Annotated in this window: 21 protein-coding genes; 16 read left to right on the forward strand and 5 right to left on the reverse strand. The window is 44.2% G+C overall.

Annotated elements, in window-relative coordinates; all coding sequences use genetic code 11:
• Window positions 1-11 precede the first annotated feature (11 nt).
• Window positions 12-797, reverse strand: coding sequence for a DUF817 domain-containing protein (locus MHH92_RS14275; RefSeq protein ID WP_340904491.1), 786 nt, complete (start codon window positions 795-797; stop codon window positions 12-14).
• A 269-nt stretch (window positions 798-1,066) separates the two neighbouring features.
• On the opposite strand from MHH92_RS14275, the gene MHH92_RS14280 reads away from it, so the two are divergent.
• From MHH92_RS14280 to MHH92_RS14310, 7 genes are all read left to right on the forward strand, one after another.
• Window positions 1,067-1,411, forward strand: coding sequence for a YojF family protein (locus MHH92_RS14280; RefSeq protein ID WP_017688572.1), 345 nt, complete (start codon window positions 1,067-1,069; stop codon window positions 1,409-1,411).
• Between the two features lie 23 nt (window positions 1,412-1,434).
• Window positions 1,435-2,109, forward strand: coding sequence for a bacillithiol biosynthesis deacetylase BshB2 (gene bshB2 / locus MHH92_RS14285; RefSeq protein ID WP_340904494.1), 675 nt, complete (start codon window positions 1,435-1,437; stop codon window positions 2,107-2,109).
• 317 nt (window positions 2,110-2,426) lie between these two features.
• Window positions 2,427-3,815 (forward strand): right-handed parallel beta-helix repeat-containing protein, encoded by a 1,389-nt coding sequence (locus MHH92_RS14290; RefSeq protein ID WP_340904495.1) that lies wholly within the window; start codon window positions 2,427-2,429, stop codon window positions 3,813-3,815.
• The gene (locus MHH92_RS14295) at window positions 3,812-4,393 is read left to right on the forward strand and encodes a nitrous oxide reductase accessory protein NosL (protein ID WP_051447067.1); all 582 of its coding nucleotides are present in this window, start codon (window positions 3,812-3,814) and stop codon (window positions 4,391-4,393) included. The genes MHH92_RS14290 and MHH92_RS14295 overlap by 4 nt, the downstream gene beginning before the upstream one ends.
• A gap of 28 nt (window positions 4,394-4,421) precedes the next feature.
• On the forward strand, window positions 4,422-5,243 hold the full coding sequence (locus MHH92_RS14300) for an ABC transporter permease (RefSeq protein WP_340907680.1): 822 nt from the start codon (window positions 4,422-4,424) through the stop codon (window positions 5,241-5,243).
• A complete protein-coding gene (locus tag MHH92_RS14305; RefSeq protein WP_036670852.1) occupies window positions 5,236-5,949 on the forward strand; it encodes an ABC transporter ATP-binding protein in 714 nt (237 codons plus the stop codon). The genes MHH92_RS14300 and MHH92_RS14305 overlap by 8 nt, the downstream gene beginning before the upstream one ends.
• Before the next feature lie 2 nt (window positions 5,950-5,951).
• Window positions 5,952-6,503, forward strand: a complete 552-nt coding sequence (locus MHH92_RS14310) for a TlpA family protein disulfide reductase (RefSeq protein ID WP_340904498.1) — start codon at window positions 5,952-5,954, stop codon at window positions 6,501-6,503.
• 174 nt (window positions 6,504-6,677) lie between these two features.
• On the opposite strand, the gene metE is transcribed toward MHH92_RS14310, so the two are convergent.
• The gene (gene metE / locus MHH92_RS14315) at window positions 6,678-8,972 is read right to left on the reverse strand and encodes a 5-methyltetrahydropteroyltriglutamate--homocysteine S-methyltransferase (protein ID WP_340904499.1); all 2,295 of its coding nucleotides are present in this window, start codon (window positions 8,970-8,972) and stop codon (window positions 6,678-6,680) included.
• A gap of 224 nt (window positions 8,973-9,196) precedes the next feature.
• Between metE and MHH92_RS14320 the strand changes: the two genes are divergently transcribed.
• Complete coding sequence (locus MHH92_RS14320; RefSeq protein WP_340904501.1) at window positions 9,197-9,820, forward strand: hypothetical protein; 624 nt, start codon at window positions 9,197-9,199, stop codon at window positions 9,818-9,820.
• A 128-nt stretch (window positions 9,821-9,948) separates the two neighbouring features.
• Here MHH92_RS14320 and MHH92_RS14325 read toward each other — a convergent pair whose 3' ends face one another.
• Entirely contained in the window at window positions 9,949-10,614 is a 666-nt protein-coding gene (locus MHH92_RS14325; protein WP_340904502.1) for an MBL fold metallo-hydrolase, read from the reverse strand.
• A 218-nt stretch (window positions 10,615-10,832) separates the two neighbouring features.
• On the opposite strand from MHH92_RS14325, the gene MHH92_RS14330 reads away from it, so the two are divergent.
• Window positions 10,833-11,303 (forward strand): GNAT family N-acetyltransferase, encoded by a 471-nt coding sequence (locus MHH92_RS14330; RefSeq protein WP_340904503.1) that lies wholly within the window; start codon window positions 10,833-10,835, stop codon window positions 11,301-11,303.
• 141 nt (window positions 11,304-11,444) lie between these two features.
• Here MHH92_RS14330 and MHH92_RS14335 read toward each other — a convergent pair whose 3' ends face one another.
• The gene (locus tag MHH92_RS14335; RefSeq protein ID WP_036608870.1) at window positions 11,445-11,810 is read right to left on the reverse strand and encodes a winged helix-turn-helix transcriptional regulator; all 366 of its coding nucleotides are present in this window, start codon (window positions 11,808-11,810) and stop codon (window positions 11,445-11,447) included.
• A gap of 105 nt (window positions 11,811-11,915) precedes the next feature.
• Between MHH92_RS14335 and MHH92_RS14340 the strand changes: the two genes are divergently transcribed.
• Together MHH92_RS14340 and MHH92_RS14345 are read left to right on the forward strand one after the other, a co-directional pair.
• On the forward strand, window positions 11,916-12,773 hold the full coding sequence (locus tag MHH92_RS14340; RefSeq protein WP_340020329.1) for an arginase family protein: 858 nt from the start codon (window positions 11,916-11,918) through the stop codon (window positions 12,771-12,773).
• A 144-nt stretch (window positions 12,774-12,917) separates the two neighbouring features.
• Window positions 12,918-14,096, forward strand: a complete 1,179-nt coding sequence (locus MHH92_RS14345) for an MFS transporter (RefSeq protein ID WP_340904504.1) — start codon at window positions 12,918-12,920, stop codon at window positions 14,094-14,096.
• An 87-nt stretch (window positions 14,097-14,183) separates the two neighbouring features.
• Here the strand turns inward: MHH92_RS14345 and MHH92_RS14350 are convergent, their stop codons facing one another.
• Window positions 14,184-14,996 (reverse strand): undecaprenyl-diphosphate phosphatase, encoded by an 813-nt coding sequence (locus MHH92_RS14350; RefSeq protein ID WP_036608062.1) that lies wholly within the window; start codon window positions 14,994-14,996, stop codon window positions 14,184-14,186.
• A gap of 211 nt (window positions 14,997-15,207) precedes the next feature.
• Here MHH92_RS14350 and MHH92_RS14355 point away from each other — a divergent pair, with 211 nt between their 5' ends.
• The 5 genes from MHH92_RS14355 to MHH92_RS14375 all read left to right on the forward strand — a co-directional run bounded on the left by MHH92_RS14355 (window position 15,208) and on the right by MHH92_RS14375 (window position 19,164).
• Entirely contained in the window at window positions 15,208-16,236 is a 1,029-nt protein-coding gene (locus MHH92_RS14355; protein ID WP_340904505.1) for an ABC transporter substrate-binding protein, read from the forward strand.
• 187 nt (window positions 16,237-16,423) lie between these two features.
• On the forward strand, window positions 16,424-16,849 hold the full coding sequence (locus tag MHH92_RS14360; protein ID WP_017688556.1) for a MarR family winged helix-turn-helix transcriptional regulator: 426 nt from the start codon (window positions 16,424-16,426) through the stop codon (window positions 16,847-16,849).
• A gap of 137 nt (window positions 16,850-16,986) precedes the next feature.
• Window positions 16,987-17,631, forward strand: a complete 645-nt coding sequence (locus MHH92_RS14365) for an SDR family oxidoreductase (RefSeq protein ID WP_340904507.1) — start codon at window positions 16,987-16,989, stop codon at window positions 17,629-17,631.
• Between the two features lie 51 nt (window positions 17,632-17,682).
• Window positions 17,683-18,027, forward strand: coding sequence for a rhodanese-like domain-containing protein (locus MHH92_RS14370; RefSeq protein ID WP_047842903.1), 345 nt, complete (start codon window positions 17,683-17,685; stop codon window positions 18,025-18,027).
• Window positions 18,028-18,141: 114 nt separating this feature from the next.
• Window positions 18,142-19,164, forward strand: coding sequence for an NADH:flavin oxidoreductase/NADH oxidase (locus tag MHH92_RS14375; RefSeq protein ID WP_340904509.1), 1,023 nt, complete (start codon window positions 18,142-18,144; stop codon window positions 19,162-19,164).
• The last annotated feature ends 35 nt before the right edge of the window (window positions 19,165-19,199 follow it).

The following is a 19,199-nucleotide window of genomic DNA, read 5'->3' on the forward strand; positions in this document are numbered from 1 at the left end:
AGAATAAATAGTTACCTGGACTTTGAATCATCTGCGGTTCGATTGGCCTTCACATATTTGAGCTGCGCAACGATGATGACACTGATGATGACCAGCAGGAACCACGAACTAATTTTGCTAAAGCTAACCAGTTGCCAGGCATCATGCTGATCAGGATACTTCCAGGCATTGAAGAATGTAGCGATGTTCTCAGCAGTCCAAATGAAGAAACCAACAATGATAAAAGCAAGGGATAAGGGCATTCGATAGGTCGTTGCTCGTACCCGGTAAATAATCCAGGTTTTCCAGAAGACAATAAATACAAGCGCCGTCAGCCACCAGCGAAAATCGGGCATAAAATGATGAGTGAAAAAGTTAATATAGATAGCTGCTCCGAGCAGCATCGAAGGAGCAAAACCAGGCCATCCGGTCATGTCCATTCGCAGTCTTCGCCACACTTGACACATAAAACTGGCTACACTTGCATACATGAATCCGCTATAAAGAGGGACACCCAGGATTTTGCTGTATGCTTGCTCAGGGTATGACCATGATCCCATCCATACTTTATAGATTTCTAGCACCAGGCCAATAATGTGAAATACACAGATGACCTTGATTTCATCCTTGGTTTCCAAGCCGCTTCGATACATCAGGTACTGCACAGCAAGCAATACGAGCAGAATGGCATCATATCGATAAAGGAAAGGAATAGGAATTATGCTAGACAGGGCCAGTGTTCCAAAGATCGCTACGGGAAATATGCAGCTCATGGCCTGATGATAGCCAAAATGAAGTAGTTGTATTAGAGATTTCAAGTCGAGTTAAACTCCTTTCCAAACATGTTGGAGCAAGATTCATTTAAAATTTAAGGTTCTTCATCACGGGCGTTTTTGCCTACACTTCATAATATAGATATGATCCATGAATAAAAAGAGAAAAAACCACGCAAATCTGTTCTTGTTTTCAAACTGGAATCATCATGAGAGGGCTCTATGTGAGGTCGACAGGGTCACTCCATGTATATTCTCTTGTGTGGTTATGTTAAAATGAAGTTCGTACAATTACATTAGATAAGGAGGCCGCTATGCAACCGATTAAACCTCAAGACATTCAGCTCCGGATCAATAATCTTGCTGATCAGGACTTATACGTACATCTAGAACTTACGTCAGGTGCTTACGCACAACATATGGACAGTACAAAACATCCAGCATCGGCATTCATTACTAATGCGGCCATACGATATACGCAGGGGTCCATTTCAGGTACAGGTCCATACCGTGTTGGTCTGAAAACAACGCAGGGATGGCTTTACGCCGAAGGACTTACACATATTGATGAGCAGGAACAAGAAAGACTGATTCTCGCCGGTCACGACAGCCAAGGTAAACTAGTTGTGGCGTTACAATTAAGCCGAGAGATGTTCTGATGAAAGCGGAGGATTGAATAACCATGAATACTACACACAACGAGCATGAGCGCATCTTGGTGGTATATCCACATCCAGATGATGAAGCTTTCTCTGTATCGGGAACGTTAGCCAAATACATAGATGGCGGTGCCCATGTAACCTATGCTTGTCTAACACTTGGCGAGATGGGGCGCAATATGGGGATTCCTCCATTTGCCAACCGAGTGACGTTGCCTGGCATCCGTAAACAGGAACTCATCGAAGCTTCTGAAGCGATTGGTATTCAGGACTTGAGAATGCTGGGTTTCCACGATAAAATGCTGGAGTTCGAAGATCCAGAGTTACTGGAAGACACCATCATGTCGCTACTTAAAGAGTTGAACCCTACGCTGGTCATAACGTTCTATCCGGGGTACAGTGTTCATCCCGATCATGATGCAACGGGAGCCGCTGTTATACGTACAATCACTAAACTTCCTGTGGATGAACGTCCGATTGTTCATTGCGTTGCGTTCGCTAATAATCAGGAACAGTACATTGGCAAACCGGATGTATTTGTTGACGTATCCGAATTTTTGGATCGAAAAATGGCGTCCATTCGTGCCCATCGTTCACAATTCCAGGCAGCAGAGCTTGTAGGAAATCGTGAGCTGAATAATGAAGAAATCAAAAAACGTTTTGGCAGAGAAACATTTTGGACCTATCCATTTGAATAATATATTACTTCGAAGTCGCCTATATGGCGGCTTTTTTTGATTTACATCACAATATCGACACAAAAATGTAGCGTCTATAGCCTAATTGAGCTATATGGAATAAATATCATTTTAAGTACACTATGATCAGGATTGTGATAACGCTTCATTTATTACGTTGCTTCAATGGATGAGGAACATGGAGAGTTGATTTTAAGTGGAATGGAGGGATGGTGTGTACAACCAACGTATATTTTGGATTAACGTAAGACCCGTTGAATACATTGCCACAGCAATAAGCAACTGTAACAAGAAGCCGGAATTGCGCGGTTTGAATCATGAGTAATCCTTGGGCAGGCTTGAGTGCATTCAACAGTTGTAAGAAGAGTCGGGTTACAGGTTTCATTTTTCTAATCGGAATGATGATGCTCCTACTACCCCTTCCGCACGGTGTAGTCATGGCCTCTTCCGGACATCGTGATCTCATTCCCCTTCAGCCTATGATTGACCGCACTGCACCTGGAGAAATCATTGAACTTGCATCAGGTCGTTATTCTGGACCCGTGACGATTGACAAAAACATCACCATTCAGGGTGATCCTACGGTCATAGTTGTTAATGCGGAAGCCACCTCTACGATAATGATTCGCTCGGATGGGGTGAAACTGAGCGGTTTTACAATTGAACATGATACGAATGAACAGACTGCAGCGATTCAGGTTGAAGGGAAAAACAGTGAAATCACAGATCTGCACATTCAGACCCAAGGGTATGGGATGATCATCCGGAATTCGAGTCAGGCAACGATTCAGCGGAACAACATTACGTGGGCCGGGTCTGATTCTGCTTCCAGTGGCCAGAAGGGCAATGGCATTGATCTGTACAACTCCCATGATAGCTACATTGAAGCCAATGAGATCACCGGCATGAGGGATGGAATCTATCTGGAGAACAGTCGCAAGTCTACTGTGCAAAATAACAGGCTGTTACATACAAGGTACGGCATCCACTGTATGTACATTGACGGCTCTTCTGTCATGGACAATACCGGAGAGGAGAACATGACAGGTGCCATGATTATGGGCGTCAAGAATACGGTCATATCGGGTAATTCTTTTCGCAAACAGAGTACCAATGTTCACTCCCAAGGGATTTTGGTGTATGACGTGCATCAATCCTCAATTCACAACAATGTGGTGGAGGGTAATCGTGTCGGCATGAATATTGCAGAGTCATCGGGCAATGAGATCCATGACAATGCGGTGCTTCGGAATTTTGTTGGCATACAGCTTGTTCTGGCAGAAGCTAATGAGTTTACACGTAACCAATTGGTGTCTAATGTCATTGAAGCTTCGGCGCTGGATAGCCCGAATAATGTCCTGATGGAGAACTACTGGGACTCCTTTCAGGGGCTCGATCTGAATCGGGATGGGATCAGTGAAATATCCTATGCTATCAATCCTTTTTATGAGCAACTGGTCAGTCGAAATTCAGCGTATCAGCTCTTTTTCCAATCACCGGGTATGGTCTTTCTGAGTGAGTTGTTTACAGAAGGCAGAGAACAATGGACTACCGACAAATCGCCACGAATGAGCATGGATACGGAATCTGATCTGCACATGTCAGTAGAAAGTGCTACAGATTCCAATGTGGTGTGGTTGTTCGGGTTAATTCTGTTGGGTATGGCAACTTTTATAATCATCTATATGGGGGTATTACGAAAATGAACAAAAGCTTGAACAGAAGATGGACATTCCTCATGGTACTTATGTTTGGCATGGTGCTGTTAACCGCTTGCGGAACAAAATACGCGGCATTGCCGATCAATGAAGACGTGGATATCTGTGCGATCTGTAAAATGCAGGTGAAGGACGATGCATATGCAACACAGCTCACTACGAAAGACGGCCAAAATTACAAGTTCGATGATATCGGCTGCATGAACCAGTGGAAAACAGAAAATGGCACAGATAACATCGGCATGGACTATGTACGTGACTATAATGACAAGGAATGGATTGAATACAGCAAAGCCACGTATGTATACGATGCTTCATTGCGCACGCCTATGGCCTATGGAATTCTTAATTTTAAGGACAAGCCCTCGGCTGAAGCTTTCATTGCAGAGCAAGGTGTTGGAACCATTATGACCGCTGAGGATCTTGCCTCCCATGACTGGAAACAGAACACAGAGAATATGGACATGATGGGTGAACATGGGCATGATGAGCACGGACATGGTGAAGAAGGAGATGGTAATGAGATGCATCAGGAAGGTGAGATGAAAGAAGAGTCAGGCCACTAAGTATGACAATAGAAAATGGTGATCAATGATGTCAGATATGATACAGATTGCAAGACGAGAAGTGAAAATGGGATTTCGCAATCCTTGGGCGTATTCGTTTCTGATCCTTTTTTGCACATTTAGCTTAAGCTTGTTACTTCTGAATTCGCAGAATCTGGTTGAAGGATACTCGGGCACAACAGGTTCGATGTTGAATCTCATTCTCTACCTTTTGCCATTAATGACGCTGTTCCTCGGTTCCTTCTCACTAACATCCGAAAAGGAAGACGGTAGCTGGCAACTGCTGTCCACGTATCCCATTGGCACGATGTCTTTTATTGTGGGCAAGTATCTTGGGCTGTCGATTGTTTTAATCACCATTGTTGCGTTTGGATACGGCCTGATGGGGGTCATTAGCGGAGTAATCGGGAATCCACTGGATGCCATGACATATCTTCTTTTTCTGGCATTCTCGTGTGGACTGGTGTTGTTATTCCTGACGTTGGCGCTATTTATCGGTTCGTTGTCGCGCAATCGGTGGCAGGCGTTAACCATATCCGTGACCGTATGGTTTTTCGCAGTCATTGGATGGCCTACCTTATTGCTCTCTGTGCTGGGACTGATGCCTTATCTATGGGTGAAACCGCTGCTGATTATACTAACGCTCATCAATCCGGCCGAGCTGGTGCGATTGTTTGTAGTCATCAAACTGGGAGGCGGCTCCATTCTTGGACCAGAATATTATCGATGGGTGGAGTGGGTGCAACAACCAAGTGGCAGTTGGATCTTCATCGGGATATGCCTGTTCTGGATTGCCTTCTCTGTCCTGGCGGTATACGCGATCTGGGAGAGGGGGCGTTCTCATGGATAAAGTGGGACTCGAAGTGATGGGATTGTGCAAATCCATTAAAAAGCAACCAATTGTTGAGGATATCTCCTTTCGCATTACTTCAGGCCAAGTGCTTGCCCTCTGTGGAGGGAATGGTGCAGGAAAGAGCACGGTGCTGCGTATGATCGCAGGAATTCTTCGGCCTACCTCCGGTGAGGTTGCGGTGAACAATGTGCGATGGTTGAAGGAGCGCAAGCGTTATTCAGAGCAGATTGGATATATGCCGGACGATTATCAATTTAATCAAGGACTGAGTGCGGAGGAAATGCTTCTGTTCTGGGCTTCTCTGAGGAAAGTTCCCAAGGAGAGAGTACAGGAAGTACTGACCATGGTAGGTTTGGAGGATCAAAAGAAAAACCGGGTTACGACCTTCTCCAAAGGCATGCGCCAACGTGTGTTATTCGCCCAGGCTGTGCTGTCGAAACCTCCACTGCTCATCATGGATGAGCCAACAAATGGATTGGACCCATTCTGGATGCAGGAATTAACTCAGCTACTCAAGGGCATCAAACAGGAAGGCCACATGGTCGTGTTCTCGACCCATCAGCTGGAGATCGCAGACGATATTGCGGATCAGGTGATATTCATGAACCATGGACGTAATGTTGGAGAGGGCTCTACTCACGACTTTTGTGATCAATTCGGTTCGCTCCATGCAGCATTTCATCAAAGTCTTGGTTTAAAGTGAAGGTGAGTTTATTGCAGAAGAAGAGTTTTAAAAGTAGACGTACACTTACAATTTTGATTGGTGTGATCGCATTGTTAGTTGGTACATGGGCTATTTTCGAAAATGTATCGACACCCGAATCTCAGCGAGGTAACGCCATTGAAGCTGGTGCCGTGGCCCCTGAGTTCACAGCGGTTAATTCAGCAGGCGAACAAGTCAGACTGTCCGATTATCGGGGCAAAGCTGTGATGATTAACTTTTGGGCTTCATGGTGCACACCTTGTGTAAGGGAGATGCCGCTCGTTCACCAGATTGCTCAGGACTATCAGAATGACGTGGAAACCCTGTTTGTTAACGTGGGGGAATCGAAGGGAACGATTCGTGAGTTTATGGATAAGCAGGCATTTGATTTCCCGGTGATCATTGACGTGACAGGCAACATATCAGGCATGTATCGGATTACAGGTTTACCGGCAACGATGGTTATTGATAAGGACGGAGAGTTCCGTCATATATTGCTCGGTGAACTGACCGAAGATACACCATTGCAGCAATGGCTGAAAGATAGTATCTAGTTGTAAGCGTTGGATGGTGAGAAAAGGGGCAGGAACGCCAGAGATCGCCATGTTACAAGTGAAATGAATTTGCGTTAAAAGTAACTACAAAAAGTAACCAGATAAAAAGCCGGACACCCATTTAACGAAGGGGTGTCCGGCTTTACTTTTGAAGTTATGCTGCTTCGCAGCCGATTACAATACAGCAGCTGAAGCGTGATTGTTACGAGCGATTCTGGTTGCGTCAACCATGTTACGCAGAGAAGCTACCGTTTCTTCCTGTCCACGGGTTTTTAATCCGCAGTCCGGGTTAATCCAGAACAGCTTCGGATCAAGAACACGCAGGGCACGTTCAATCATGCTGCTCATTTCATCCACACTCGGAACCCGTGGGCTATGGATATCATATACGCCAAGACCGATACCGAGCTCATACGTATTTTCTTCAAAGCTATGAATCAGTTCACCGTGACTACGGGATGTCTCAATGGAGATAACATCCGCATCCATAGCTTCAATGGAATCAATCATGTCATGGAATTCGCAATAGCACATATGCGTATGGATTTGAGTCGTTTCATGCACCGTGCACGTGGAGATACGGAACGCTTTGACTGCCCAAGCCAGGTAATCGGCTTGTTCATTTTCTTTCAGAGGGAGCCCTTCACGAACAGCCGGCTCGTCAACCTGGATCATACCAATGCCTGCCTGTTCAAGTGCTTCGACTTCCTGTCTCAACGCATACGCCAATTGATAGGCAATCTGCTCACGAGCAATGTCTTCGCGTACGAATGACCAGTTCATGATGGTAATCGGGCCAGTCAGCATGCCTTTGACAGGACGCTCTGTCTGCGATTGGGCATATTTCGTTTCTTCCACTGTCATTTCACCCGTAAATGCAACATCACCGAAGATAATAGGTGGCTTCACACAACGTGAACCATACGATTGAACCCAGCCGAACTGTGTAAAGGCAAAGCCTGCCAGTTTCTCGCCAAAGAATTCAACCATGTCGGTACGCTCAAACTCACCATGTACCAATACGTCAATTCCGATCTCTTCCTGAATCTTAATCCAGATATCAATTTGCTCCCGGATGAAGGCAGCATACTGTTCGTTGTTCAACTCACCCTTGCGCCACAACTGACGTGCTTTTCTGACTTCAGCAGATTGCGGGAAACTACCAATCGTTGTTGTCGGGAAGAGTGGCAATTGCCATTTGGCCTGTTGAGCTTCATGACGCTCTGCAAAAGGACGGGAGCGCTCCGGCTGTTGAACACTGATGGAAGCAACGGCTTTCTGTACAGCGGTACGGTTCCGATCTTCGGATTGCTGAAGCGCCAGAAGAGGAAGCTCTGCTTCGTCTATTTTGGCAGTAATCTCTGCACTTGGTGAAGATAAGGCTGTAGTCAAAAGAACAATCTCATCCAGCTTTTCATCTGCAAATGCAAGTGCATTTTTCAGTTCAGATGAAAGTTTTGCCTCACGGTCTGTGGTTACTGGCACATGCAGCAGGCTGCAAGATGATTGCACGATGATACGTTCAGGCGTCACGAACTCAGTTAATTCATTCAGCAAATTCAGTTTTGTCTGAAGGGAAGCTTTCCAGATCCCACGTCCATCAATAATACCTGCACCGAGCACTTTGTCTGCCGGGAAACCGGATGTCCGAATAGATTGTGTGTTACCAGAGAGTCCGTGTACAAAATCAAGTCCTACACCTTGAACTGGCAGTGCAACAATGTCGTTGTAGTTTTCAACAGATTCAAAGTACGTTTGCAGCATGATATTCAGGCCTGGAACGGCTGCTGCAAATGTTTCATATATTTTATTCAGACGCTGTACGTCTTCATCGCTTAATTTGGTTACCAGAATAGGTTCGTCGACCTGCACCCACTGAACGCCTTCGCTCGCAAGTTCTTGAAGCAATTGAGTGTAAAGTGGAAGCAAGCGGTCCAACCAAGCGTCTGTCTCGGATTTATCATAGCCTTTGGAGAGCTTCAGGAAGGTTAACGGTCCAACGATAACCGGCTTGCCTTCAATGCCGAGTTTTTCTTTTGCTTCACGATAAGCGAGAAGTGGTTTGTTCTCCGTCAGAGTTGGGGAAGCCCCGTCCAGTTCAGGTACAATGTAGTGATAGTTCGTGTTGAACCATTTTGTCATTTCACTTGCTGCGGCATCTTTCGTTCCCCGTGCAATGCCATAATATACGGACAACGGAACGGAACCACCATCATAAGCAAATCGTTTAGGGATAATGCCAAACATCACAGCTGTATCCAGGATATGATCATAATAGCTAAAGTCATTCACCGGAATGATGTCGATGCCTTTTGCTTGTTGTTTGCGTAAATGATCGATGCGGATCTCTTGCAAACGTGCGTGAAATTCTGTTTCCTCCAGCTTACCTGCCCAGAACGCTTCCAACGCTTTCTTCCATTCCCGATCAGCACCAATACGCGGATATCCCAATACACTACTTTTTGTCATCGTTTAAAACCCCTCTGCTTTTATGTTACACAAAATTTATCACAGATCCGGAGTTATAATGTAATTCCATTAAATTATACCTAGTTATAGCCTGAGGCTATATCCAAAGGTATGTTCAGCATGAAGTATAGAACTTGAAGAGATCATTACGTTTGAAATAGACCCCACTAATGTTACAATGGTGAGCTATGTTCATACGAATGATTGAAAGGAAGGCGGTACGCATGAATCTGTATCATATCCAGTCCACCGTGCACGGAATCAACAGGGTAACATCCTTTTTGGAAGACAATTATATTGGTATTGCTTGGTCAGGTACAGGGGATCTAGAGCAAACGCCTCCGGAGCTATGGAAGGAACAGTTGGTTCAACACTATCCCTTGGATGAAGCAGAATTGGCGAGCACACTCGCGACACTACATATGTTTGGTAACCTCATGCAGGATGGAGATTATGTATTAATTAGCGATGATGAATGGACGTATGTTGGGGATATCGGGGATTATTATTACGACGATTCCGCTGGCACAGAAAACGACTTGATCTGTCACCGTCGGGGAGTTACATGGTTGGGTCGTATTCCTCTCGCTGAGCTGAATGACAGAGTGCAGGCACTGCAAAATGATTCAGCCATCCTTGCGAAATTTGAGTATCCTATATCACAAGCACAGCTGGATCGAGGTCTTGCAGTCAGCATAACAGCCGAAGCAACGAACTCTCTCTCAACAGGGGTAGATGAAGCCACGATTCAAACAGCTCTTCATGTGCTGAGAGAAGCGTTACACAGTGAAGAAGAAGAGCTGCGAATCCGTGCGGCTACAGCCATTTTGCAGTATGCCAAACAATAAATAAACCCATAACTATATAAATTGAACTAAACATTTACACAAAACGGAGAGGACAGAAAGAACCTGAAGAAGCGGAGCGTTCGCCTACAAGCTTTCTGTAAGAAGCTACATCGGTAGCATACTATTCGTTAGTTCATTTTATATAGCTCTGAGATCTGTTCATTTACATTCCTATGAGTTAGTCCTCCGTGATAACAAACCACAGATGAAATGTCGAGTTCGATATACTTTTTCAAAGAGATTCGAGCAGTCTCTGTATCCAGCGTAGTAGGTTCATGAATGCCTCCAAGCATGCCGTCTACACTGTACATTGAATCTCCGGCGATGAGCGTCTTGCTGTCCATCAAATATAGACTGACATGACCTGGCGTATGACCAGGTGTATGAATAACGCGAATTCCACCGCAAAACGGCAGTTCCTGACCATCAGTAACCGTTTCATCTACTTTTCCCATTGGAGGATGTTCAAGGTGACCATCTTTGAGAAGAGGGAGCTGCCCCTCAATATATGGTTTATCCAGCTCATGCGCATATATCTTGACTTGTGAGCCACACTCCTGCAAAATCTCGGGAAGACACCCGATATGGTCCATATCCTGATGCGTCAAAATCACTGCTTTAAGTTGGCTGATCGGCACACCAATCTTTTCGAGTGCGATACACAAATCGTCATATTGTCCAGGGAATCCGGTATCAATTAACACAACCATTTCTTCATCCCATATCAGCACAGGGTGAATTATATTCCCCTCAAAATCAAGCTGAAGCATCGTTATTCCCTTTGAAATTTCCATAATATCAGACCTCCGAGAGTTGAATTTCATATACATCGTTGCTCGTTATATTTCTTATGTAAACGAATAAAGACTGCAAAAAGATACGTTGGGGTGTTTATAGGGTGTACTTATAGAAATATTCAATGAATGGGGGAATTGACGCTTGCTGTTGGGAATGATAATTTAGATATATCATTTAAACCAATAAGTCCAATAAGATAAAGGGGGTATGTGGAATGACACATATCGTGCATGCAGCAGCTGAAGATATTCGGAGCGAGGAATCGCTACTATTGATCAAGGAACTGAGTGAAGAACTCGGTTTGTTATATGGCGGTGATGGAACGGCGGGATTTCAACTGTCAGACGTTGAGGTGCCCCGTGCGGCTTTTATCGTTGCCAGGATCGACGGGTATCCGGTTGGTTGCGGAGCACTTAGACCCCTTGATGAAACATCTGTAGAAGTTAAACGCATGTATACACGCAGTGGTTACCGCCGTAAGGGAATTGCCCAAGCTATATTGGCCGAGGCAGAGCGTCTTGCGAACGAACTTGGTTATACCAATCTGAAACTGCAAACTGGTCCCTTGCAACCAGAAGCTGCAGCGCTGTATGAGCGTGTAGGGTATTATCGGATTCCTGTTTTCAGTGGAAATTGGGACAGAGTGTTGGCCTACCAGAAAGATCTGGTACACGAAAAAGTATAATTATACGCATCACAGCTTTTATTTGCTGAACGGACAGAGGAACAGAAGATAAAAGTAAAAAAGTCGCCGATTGGCGACTTTTTGCATTTTAACATACTGCATTTACTCCAATTATCTCATCTGAAATATAGACAAAAGCGTTCAATCCGTTGCGCTATTATTGATCGAAGGTTCTTGATGTTGGACACCCCATTCGCATAGTCCTTCCAAAACGGGCAATAACGTTTCAGCTTTGGCTGTCAGACGGTACTCGACTTTAGGAGGGACTTGGGGATACTCTTTCCGTTCGACCATACCATCTGCTTCTAATTCTTTGAGTTGTGAACTCAGCGTTTTATACGTGATAGCGCCGATCTGTCTTTTTAGTTCATTGAAACGGACAGGTGGGTTTTCTGCCAGAAGATACAAAATCACCATTTTCCATTTACCACCAATAACAGACAACGTATATCCAAAAGGGGTATCTTGAATGTTTTTAACTTTACCGTGGTATTCAGCCATACTCATCATTTACACTATCCTTCCGGGTAGTACCTATCATAAAAGACCGTACTATTTATTTGTTTGGGATCAGTTTATACTAACCTTACTTTGAAGTAAAGGAGATTTACGATGACTCAAAAAACAATACGTCTGCTTATGCCACAATGGCAAGGTGGAGATAATCCTAACTACTCTTTTGGAGCGGAGCTGCTTGCATGGCTTGCACCTGACAATGATCAACCTCTCATTCATGTTCCTGTTGAGGCTTATGATGGAACATCTCTGGTAAGCGAGAACGGGATAAAAGGTAGAACACAACTACTTCAGCAATTGCAGGCTGCCCAACATATTATTCAAGCTCACCAGCCCGATCGCATTGTCATGTTTGGCGGTGACTGTTTGGTTGAACAAGCCCCGTTTGCTTATTTAAATGAACGATATGGCGGAGAACTTGGTTTGATATGGATTGATGCACATGGTGATCTGGTTAGATACGAGGGCTATGACAACGGTCATACTTTACCGCTCGGGAACCTTCTTGGGGAAGGCGATCCGGAGTTTGCCAAACATGTGAGTGTCCCTTTGAAGCCCGAACATGTCTTCATGGCCGGGTTGACAACCCCCACGGAACAGGAAACCGAAGTGATTCAAAGATTGGGTATCCGAACGGCTGGAACTGAAGAATTAACCCATGGCCTGGATTCGATTAAGAAGTGGATTAAAGAGACTGGGTTCAAACACCTGGCAATTCATCTTGATCTGGATGTGCTTGATCCCAACATGTTCCGTTCATTGTTATTCGCCAAACCTGGGGAACCTTATGTGTTTTCACCAGCGGGAACCATGCAAATACCTCACTTGCTTCGTCTGATCAAAGAACTGTCTGAAGAAACAGATGTAGTTGGATTAGGGATAACTGAGCATATGCCGTGGGATGCCATTAACTTGAAGAATTTGCTTGGAGAAATACCTATCCTGAACCAGTGATATAGGCAATAAGTCGCCAGAATATATCAGAATACTGATATAAAGAGTCAAAATATAGGAAGATTACAGATAGAAATATCAATATTATTATATGGGTGGTTCGACGAGAATCAGAAATTAAACAAACTGAGGAGAGACACCCAGATGGTCACGTTATTGTTAATCATTATTTATCTCGCATTTATAGGGCTGGGATTACCGGATGCTTTACTTGGCAGTGCCTGGTCCGTTATGAAAAACGATATACATGCGACAACAGAAATGGCTGGTTACATATCGCTAATCATTTCATTTAGTACAGTAGTGTCCAGTCTAACGGCCAGCCGATTGTTACACCGGTTCGGAACGGGTAAAGTCACGTTATTCAGTATCCTCTCAACAACGATTGCGCTGTTGGGATTCTCATTTTCTGAGAATTTTGTGTTTTTACTGATTCTGGCGATCCCTCTCGGCTTAGGTGCAGGTTCGGTGGATGCGGCACTAAGTAATTATGTAGCATTGCATTTCAAGGCCAAGCATATGAACTGGTTGCATTGTTTCTGGGGAATTGGCGCAGTGACAGGCCCACTCGTTATGGCATATTGGCTGAATCAAGCAAACAACTGGCGTGCAGGATACGTTACTGTGGCGTTGATTTTGCTTGGGATCGTGGTGGTCTTATTATCAACTTTGTCTCTATGGAAGATTTTTGAGAAGGGAAGAGTAGAGGGTTCAGGCGATGAGAAGAAACGCGTAAGCAACCGTGAGGCCATACGTATCCCCGGCGTGAAAATGTCGATGATTGCGATGCTCTGTTACAACGGTTCCGAAACTGCTGCCGGTCTGTGGATGGCTTCTTTCTTCATTGTTAGCAAAGGAGTTTCCCCAGGTACTGCCGCAGCACTATCCTCCCTATTTTTTATTGGCATCATCTTGGGACGTGTGATCTCAGGTTTTCTTTCCACTCATGTATCCAGCAAAATTCTCATCAGGTATGGTGGAATCGTTGGATGCTTCGGGCTGGTTATCCTGGTTATGCCGATTCCGTATTGGATTGCCGCAGGGGCATTATTCATCGTGGGATTGGGCGGAGCACCGATCTATCCGAGTATTGTTCATGCGACACCGGAACGCTTCGGTGAGAAGGCATCCCCAAGTGTAATTGGACTTGAAATGGCCAGTGCCTATACAGGTTCAACACTCATCCCGTTAGGTATGGGACTTATAGCCAGCCAATGGGGAATGTCAATGGTACCCCTGATCCTGCTGATTCTGTTCAGTGTTATGTTCGCGGCTACAGAGCTGGTTAACAGAAGCAACAAGGCTACGCGCCTGACCGTCTAGCTCTTGCTATAGGTCATTAAGGTTCTGCCACTATACAACAAAGGAACAACCATCGCTGGTTGTTCCTTTTGGTGTGTGGACTATTTTTTATAAGAAGATCAGTAACAATGTTCCTGCAGCAAAACAGTAATACGAAAAGTATTTCAGATTGCCTTTGGCCATAATGCCCATAAACCATCTCATGGAGAAATACGTGACAAAGAGTGTCGTGATGAATGCGATCAGATAAGGGATAGCCAGTTGTGATCGATTCGGATCATTGGCAATGTCGGATACCCCCATGATGAGTCCGCCAATACTTATGGGAATGTACAGCATAAAGGAGAACTTCAAAGCCGTTTCCTGTTTCATGCCAACAGCGATGGACGCAATTACAGTTGCCCCTGAGCGGCTAATCCCCGGAATAAGAGCGACCGCCTGAGCCAGACCTACCAACAATGCATCTTTCGTAGACAGATCACCGTCTTGCTTGCGACCACGAAGATTACGAATAAGCCACAAGGCAACCCCGGTGATTAATAGCGCGATGGAAACGGTATATACGGATGAGAAGATTTCTTCAATCCGGTCCTTGAACAGGACTGCAACGACAGCAGCAGGGATCGTACCAATAATTATGTATAAGCAAAACATGAAGTCTGCTCGATATTCTTCTTTACGAGTACGCAGGTAACCTAATGCACCAATAATCAACTTTTTGATATCTTCCCGGAAAATAAAAATAATAGCGATAAGTGATGCTGTGTTTGTTAAAATCTCAAATGACAATCCATTCTGCTTGATGCCCATAAGTTTCTGGGCGATGATCAGATGACCGCTTGAGGAGACGGGGATTGGCTCCGTCGCACCTTGAACAATACCTAAAAACAAATACTTTAACCACAATATAATCTCTTCCATGTTGTCCTCCTTTAATACGTTTCATTGGCTTTCCAATGATCTCTCTTTTTAATAAAAGTGACTTGTCTACTCTATTGATGATAGCTGTTTAAGTTGGTGACTTGCAAGTTAGAGTTCATAGAGGGGGTGAAATAAACATAGCTTGTCAAATCCTGCATAGCATGATATCGTTGATAACGATTATCAATATCAACGAAAAGGTGGGTTTATTTTGCGTAAACAGATAAAATCAATATGGATCATGATGGCACTTTTCTTGCTGATTGTACTTAGTGCATGTGGTCAGTCTGCTACGACCAATAGTACAACCGGGGACAGCACGAATGCGGCTGCGGAGACAGAAACCAAGACGAACTCGGATTCAGCTTCTTCCGCTGATAAAGCGGCAACTGCCGAAGAGGAACTTATTACATATCAATCGGATGCAGGCGAAGTACAGGTACCGAAGAATCCTAAGCGCATTATTGATTTGACATCATTTTCGACAGGCTACTTTGTTGCTCTGGATGCACCGGTAGTCGGCGCTTTATCAGGAGCGATGAACAACAAATATATCAAGGATCAACTTGCAGCGGCGGGCACAAGTGATCTGGGTCAAGAGCCTACACCAGAGAAACTAATCAGTTTAAAACCTGACTTATTTATCGTGTACACTGGAACAGAGGGCATCGACAAGCTGGAGCAGATTGCGCCTGTTGTACAAATTGCATATGGTAAGCGAAATTTCAAGGATCTAATGCTTGAAATGGGTAAGCTCACCAATAGAGAAGACGCAGCGAAAGCTTGGAATGCTAAATGGGAAGCGAAGATCAACGAACTGAAGCCCAAGGTTCAGGAAGCTGTAGGAGATCGTACCGTTTCCATACTGAATCCATACGCCAAAGGATTATTTGTATTTGGTCATAACTATGGTCGAGGCGGTGAAATTATTTACGGGGAGTTTGATCTCAAGGCACCGGCCAAGGCCCAAGCTGAAGCGATTGACAGCGGAACTGGATGGGCTTCGATCTCCATGGAACTATTACCGGAGTATGCGGGGGATATCATCTTCACCAGCCCGTGGTCGGGAGACACAACCGATCCAAAGATCGTATATGATAATACATTGTGGAAAAAATTGCCTGCCGTGAAGGCGAATCATGTGTTCCAGCTTGATCCGACTTCAGACTCGTACAACGATCCGTTAACGTTGGAAGGTCAGCTACAATTTATTTCCGATAGCCTGCTTACCGCGAAGTAAGATTAGACTGCATAAATGGTAATATTGGAGCATTTCTAAACGTCGTTACAAGACGGGGGAAATGCTCTTTTTATGAGCTTAGAATGTTATATACGTCGATCTTGGATGGATTTTGACCAATGTAATTAAGCTTGATACAATAGGATAACAGCTGATGAAAATTAAATATCAAGTGGGGTGATCTAGATTGCAGCAAAAGAGTGAACGTTTGAATGTTTGGTTGGCTTTCTCTAACATTCATACCCATCTGAACGAGAAGCTGGAACAAGCTCTGCTTCAACAATATGACTTATCTTTGAAGGAATTTTATGTGTTAAACTTCATATATAATGCGGAGGGTAAGGAATTACGCTTACAGCAACTTCAAGAACTAGTAGGGTTGAGCCAAAGTGCTACTTCCAGGCTCGTCGTTAGGATGGAAGCCAAAGACTGTGGGGCTCTGGAAAGACATGCATGTGAAGATGACCGACGTGGCATTTACACTCGTATTACGGAGCTTGGAGAGAATAAATACAAGAAAGCACTTCAAACGTTTAATCAGGTCTTGCAAACTGAATTGGAACAGGATGGATTTGAGACTCGATTAGAGAACCTCACTAAAGAATTGTTCTAAGGCTAGGGGAAATATAGGGTAATGTAGTCATTTACCCTATAAGAAGACTTGACACTCATTAATATATCCGTTAAATTAAATGCATGCGCATGAATTTAATATGGGTGCGGTGATTTTGTATAAAGGAGGTATTGAACATGAAGGTCTTCGTTGTAGGATCAAATGGACAGATTGGTCAACAGCTTATTCATCTTTTGAAGAATAGTGAAGAACACACCGTTCTTGCCATGGTACGAAAACAAGAACAGGTAGATTCATTTGCAGCACAGGGTGTGGAAACGGTGCTTGCCGACTTGGAAGGTACGGTTGACTCACTTGTAGCTGCTACAACGGGTTGTGATGCCATTGTATTTGCGGCTGGTTCTGGCGGTACAACGGGATATGATAAAACACTCCTGATTGATCTGGATGGTGCCGGGAAAACCATTGAAGCGGCTCAAAAAGCGGGTATTGATCGATTTATCATGGTGAGTGCGATCCAAGCCAATAATCGTGAGAACTGGCATGATAACATCCTTCCATATTATGCAGCGAAACACTATGCTGATAGATTGTTAGAGATCAGTGGATTAACATATACCATTATACGTCCAGGGATTCTAATGAATGAACCTGGAACAGGTAAAGTTACTGCTGCTGAGAATATCACAACCGGTAACATTGCTCGTGAAGATGTAGCTCATGTGATTTTGGCCAGTTTGAGTGAGAAGAATACCTACAAGCGTTCATTTGATCTAATCGCTGGTGAGGATACAATATCTGAGGCATTGAGTGGGCTTTGATCCAAAACAAAATTTTCGACGATATCTGATGAGTTAAGAGAGGGCTATACAATGATTATGTTGATGCTTTTGACCTTCATATTAGGTATCTTCATCGTTGTACGTCAATTTTGGCCAGTGCGCAATCTTGAATATATAGATTATCAAGTATTCCTCAGACAAGAGCGTGATTTTCGGCAGTATAAAGTGATTGATATTCGAGATGCGACGGATTATATGGCTAATCCTACTCCGGATACGATTAACATCTCATTGGGGCGTCTTGCTTTCACATGGGAAAAATACCTTCTTCGAGAAGATAACGTAATTATAATGTCACCTGGTATGCTTCAATCCAAAAAGGCTGTTCGTATTTTGCGAAAGCATGGATTTGAATGTATTTATGTAATGAAGTAAATGATAAATGTGAGATCTAAATCATACGAGTTATTAATTGTAGGCATTAATTTGATGCTTGCGCATGCATTTTTATTATTCATGATTCATGATGAAAAGGGGAGTTTTATTTTGATGACAGATTTGTTTAGTCCATATTCTTTTAAAAGCCTGGAGCTTAAAAACCGTGTTGTAATGGCTCCAATGTGCCAATATTCAGTTGAGCAAAAAGATGGTATTGCAACAGATTGGCATTATATGCACTACGTAAGTCGTGCCGTGGGAGGAACAGGTCTCATTATCATTGAAATGACAGATGTGGAGCCGGATGGCCGAATCTCAGATTATGATCTTGGGTTATGGTCAGATGAACAGATCCCAGCTCTGAAGCGGATCGTAGATGCGTGTCACAGTTATGGTGCCAAGGTCGGTATCCAGATTGCTCATGCGGGCCGCAAAGCAGAAGATGCCGAAGTACCAGTAGCTCCTTCCGCGATCGCATTTGATGAGAATTCCAAGCAACCAAGAGCGCTCACGACGGACGAAGTAAAAGGAATGGTTGAGAAATTCCGTAGTGCAGTATCACGTGCTGTGAAAGCTGGTTTTGATGCGATTGAGCTTCATGGCGCACATGGATATCTGATTCATCAGTTCCATTCTCCACTAACAAACAAGCGAGAAGACGAATATGGTCAAGATTTAACGTTATTTGGACGGGAGATCATTCAGGCTGCAAAGGCAGAGATGCCAAAAGACATGCCCCTGATGATGCGTATTTCAGCCAAAGAATATGTCGAAGGTGGCTATGGCATTAACGAAAGTTCCAAGTTTGCCAAAGCTTATAAAGAGGCAGGCGTTGACGTATTTGACATCTCATCTGGTGGCGAGGGACCTATTGGTGCATCGGGCAGACCAGGAACTCACGCAGCTTATCAAGTACCTCTCGCTAAAGCAATCAAAGAAGCTCTTGATGTGCCTGTGATTGCTGTTGGAAGGCTGGACGACCCGAAATTGGCAAATGCAGTCATCGGAAATGAAGAAGCTGATCTCGTTGCAGTCGGAAGAGGGTTGTTAAGAAATCCTTACTGGGCCTTGGAAGCTGCGTCTGCTTTGCGCAAGACAACGGACGTTCCAAAACAATATACGACTGGTTTTTAATAAATTAATCATTTAATGTTAATGATTTAGTGATC

The organism is Paenibacillus sp. FSL M7-1414 (assembly GCF_038003195.1).
Classification (GTDB): domain Bacteria; phylum Bacillota; class Bacilli; order Paenibacillales; family Paenibacillaceae; genus Paenibacillus; species Paenibacillus amylolyticus.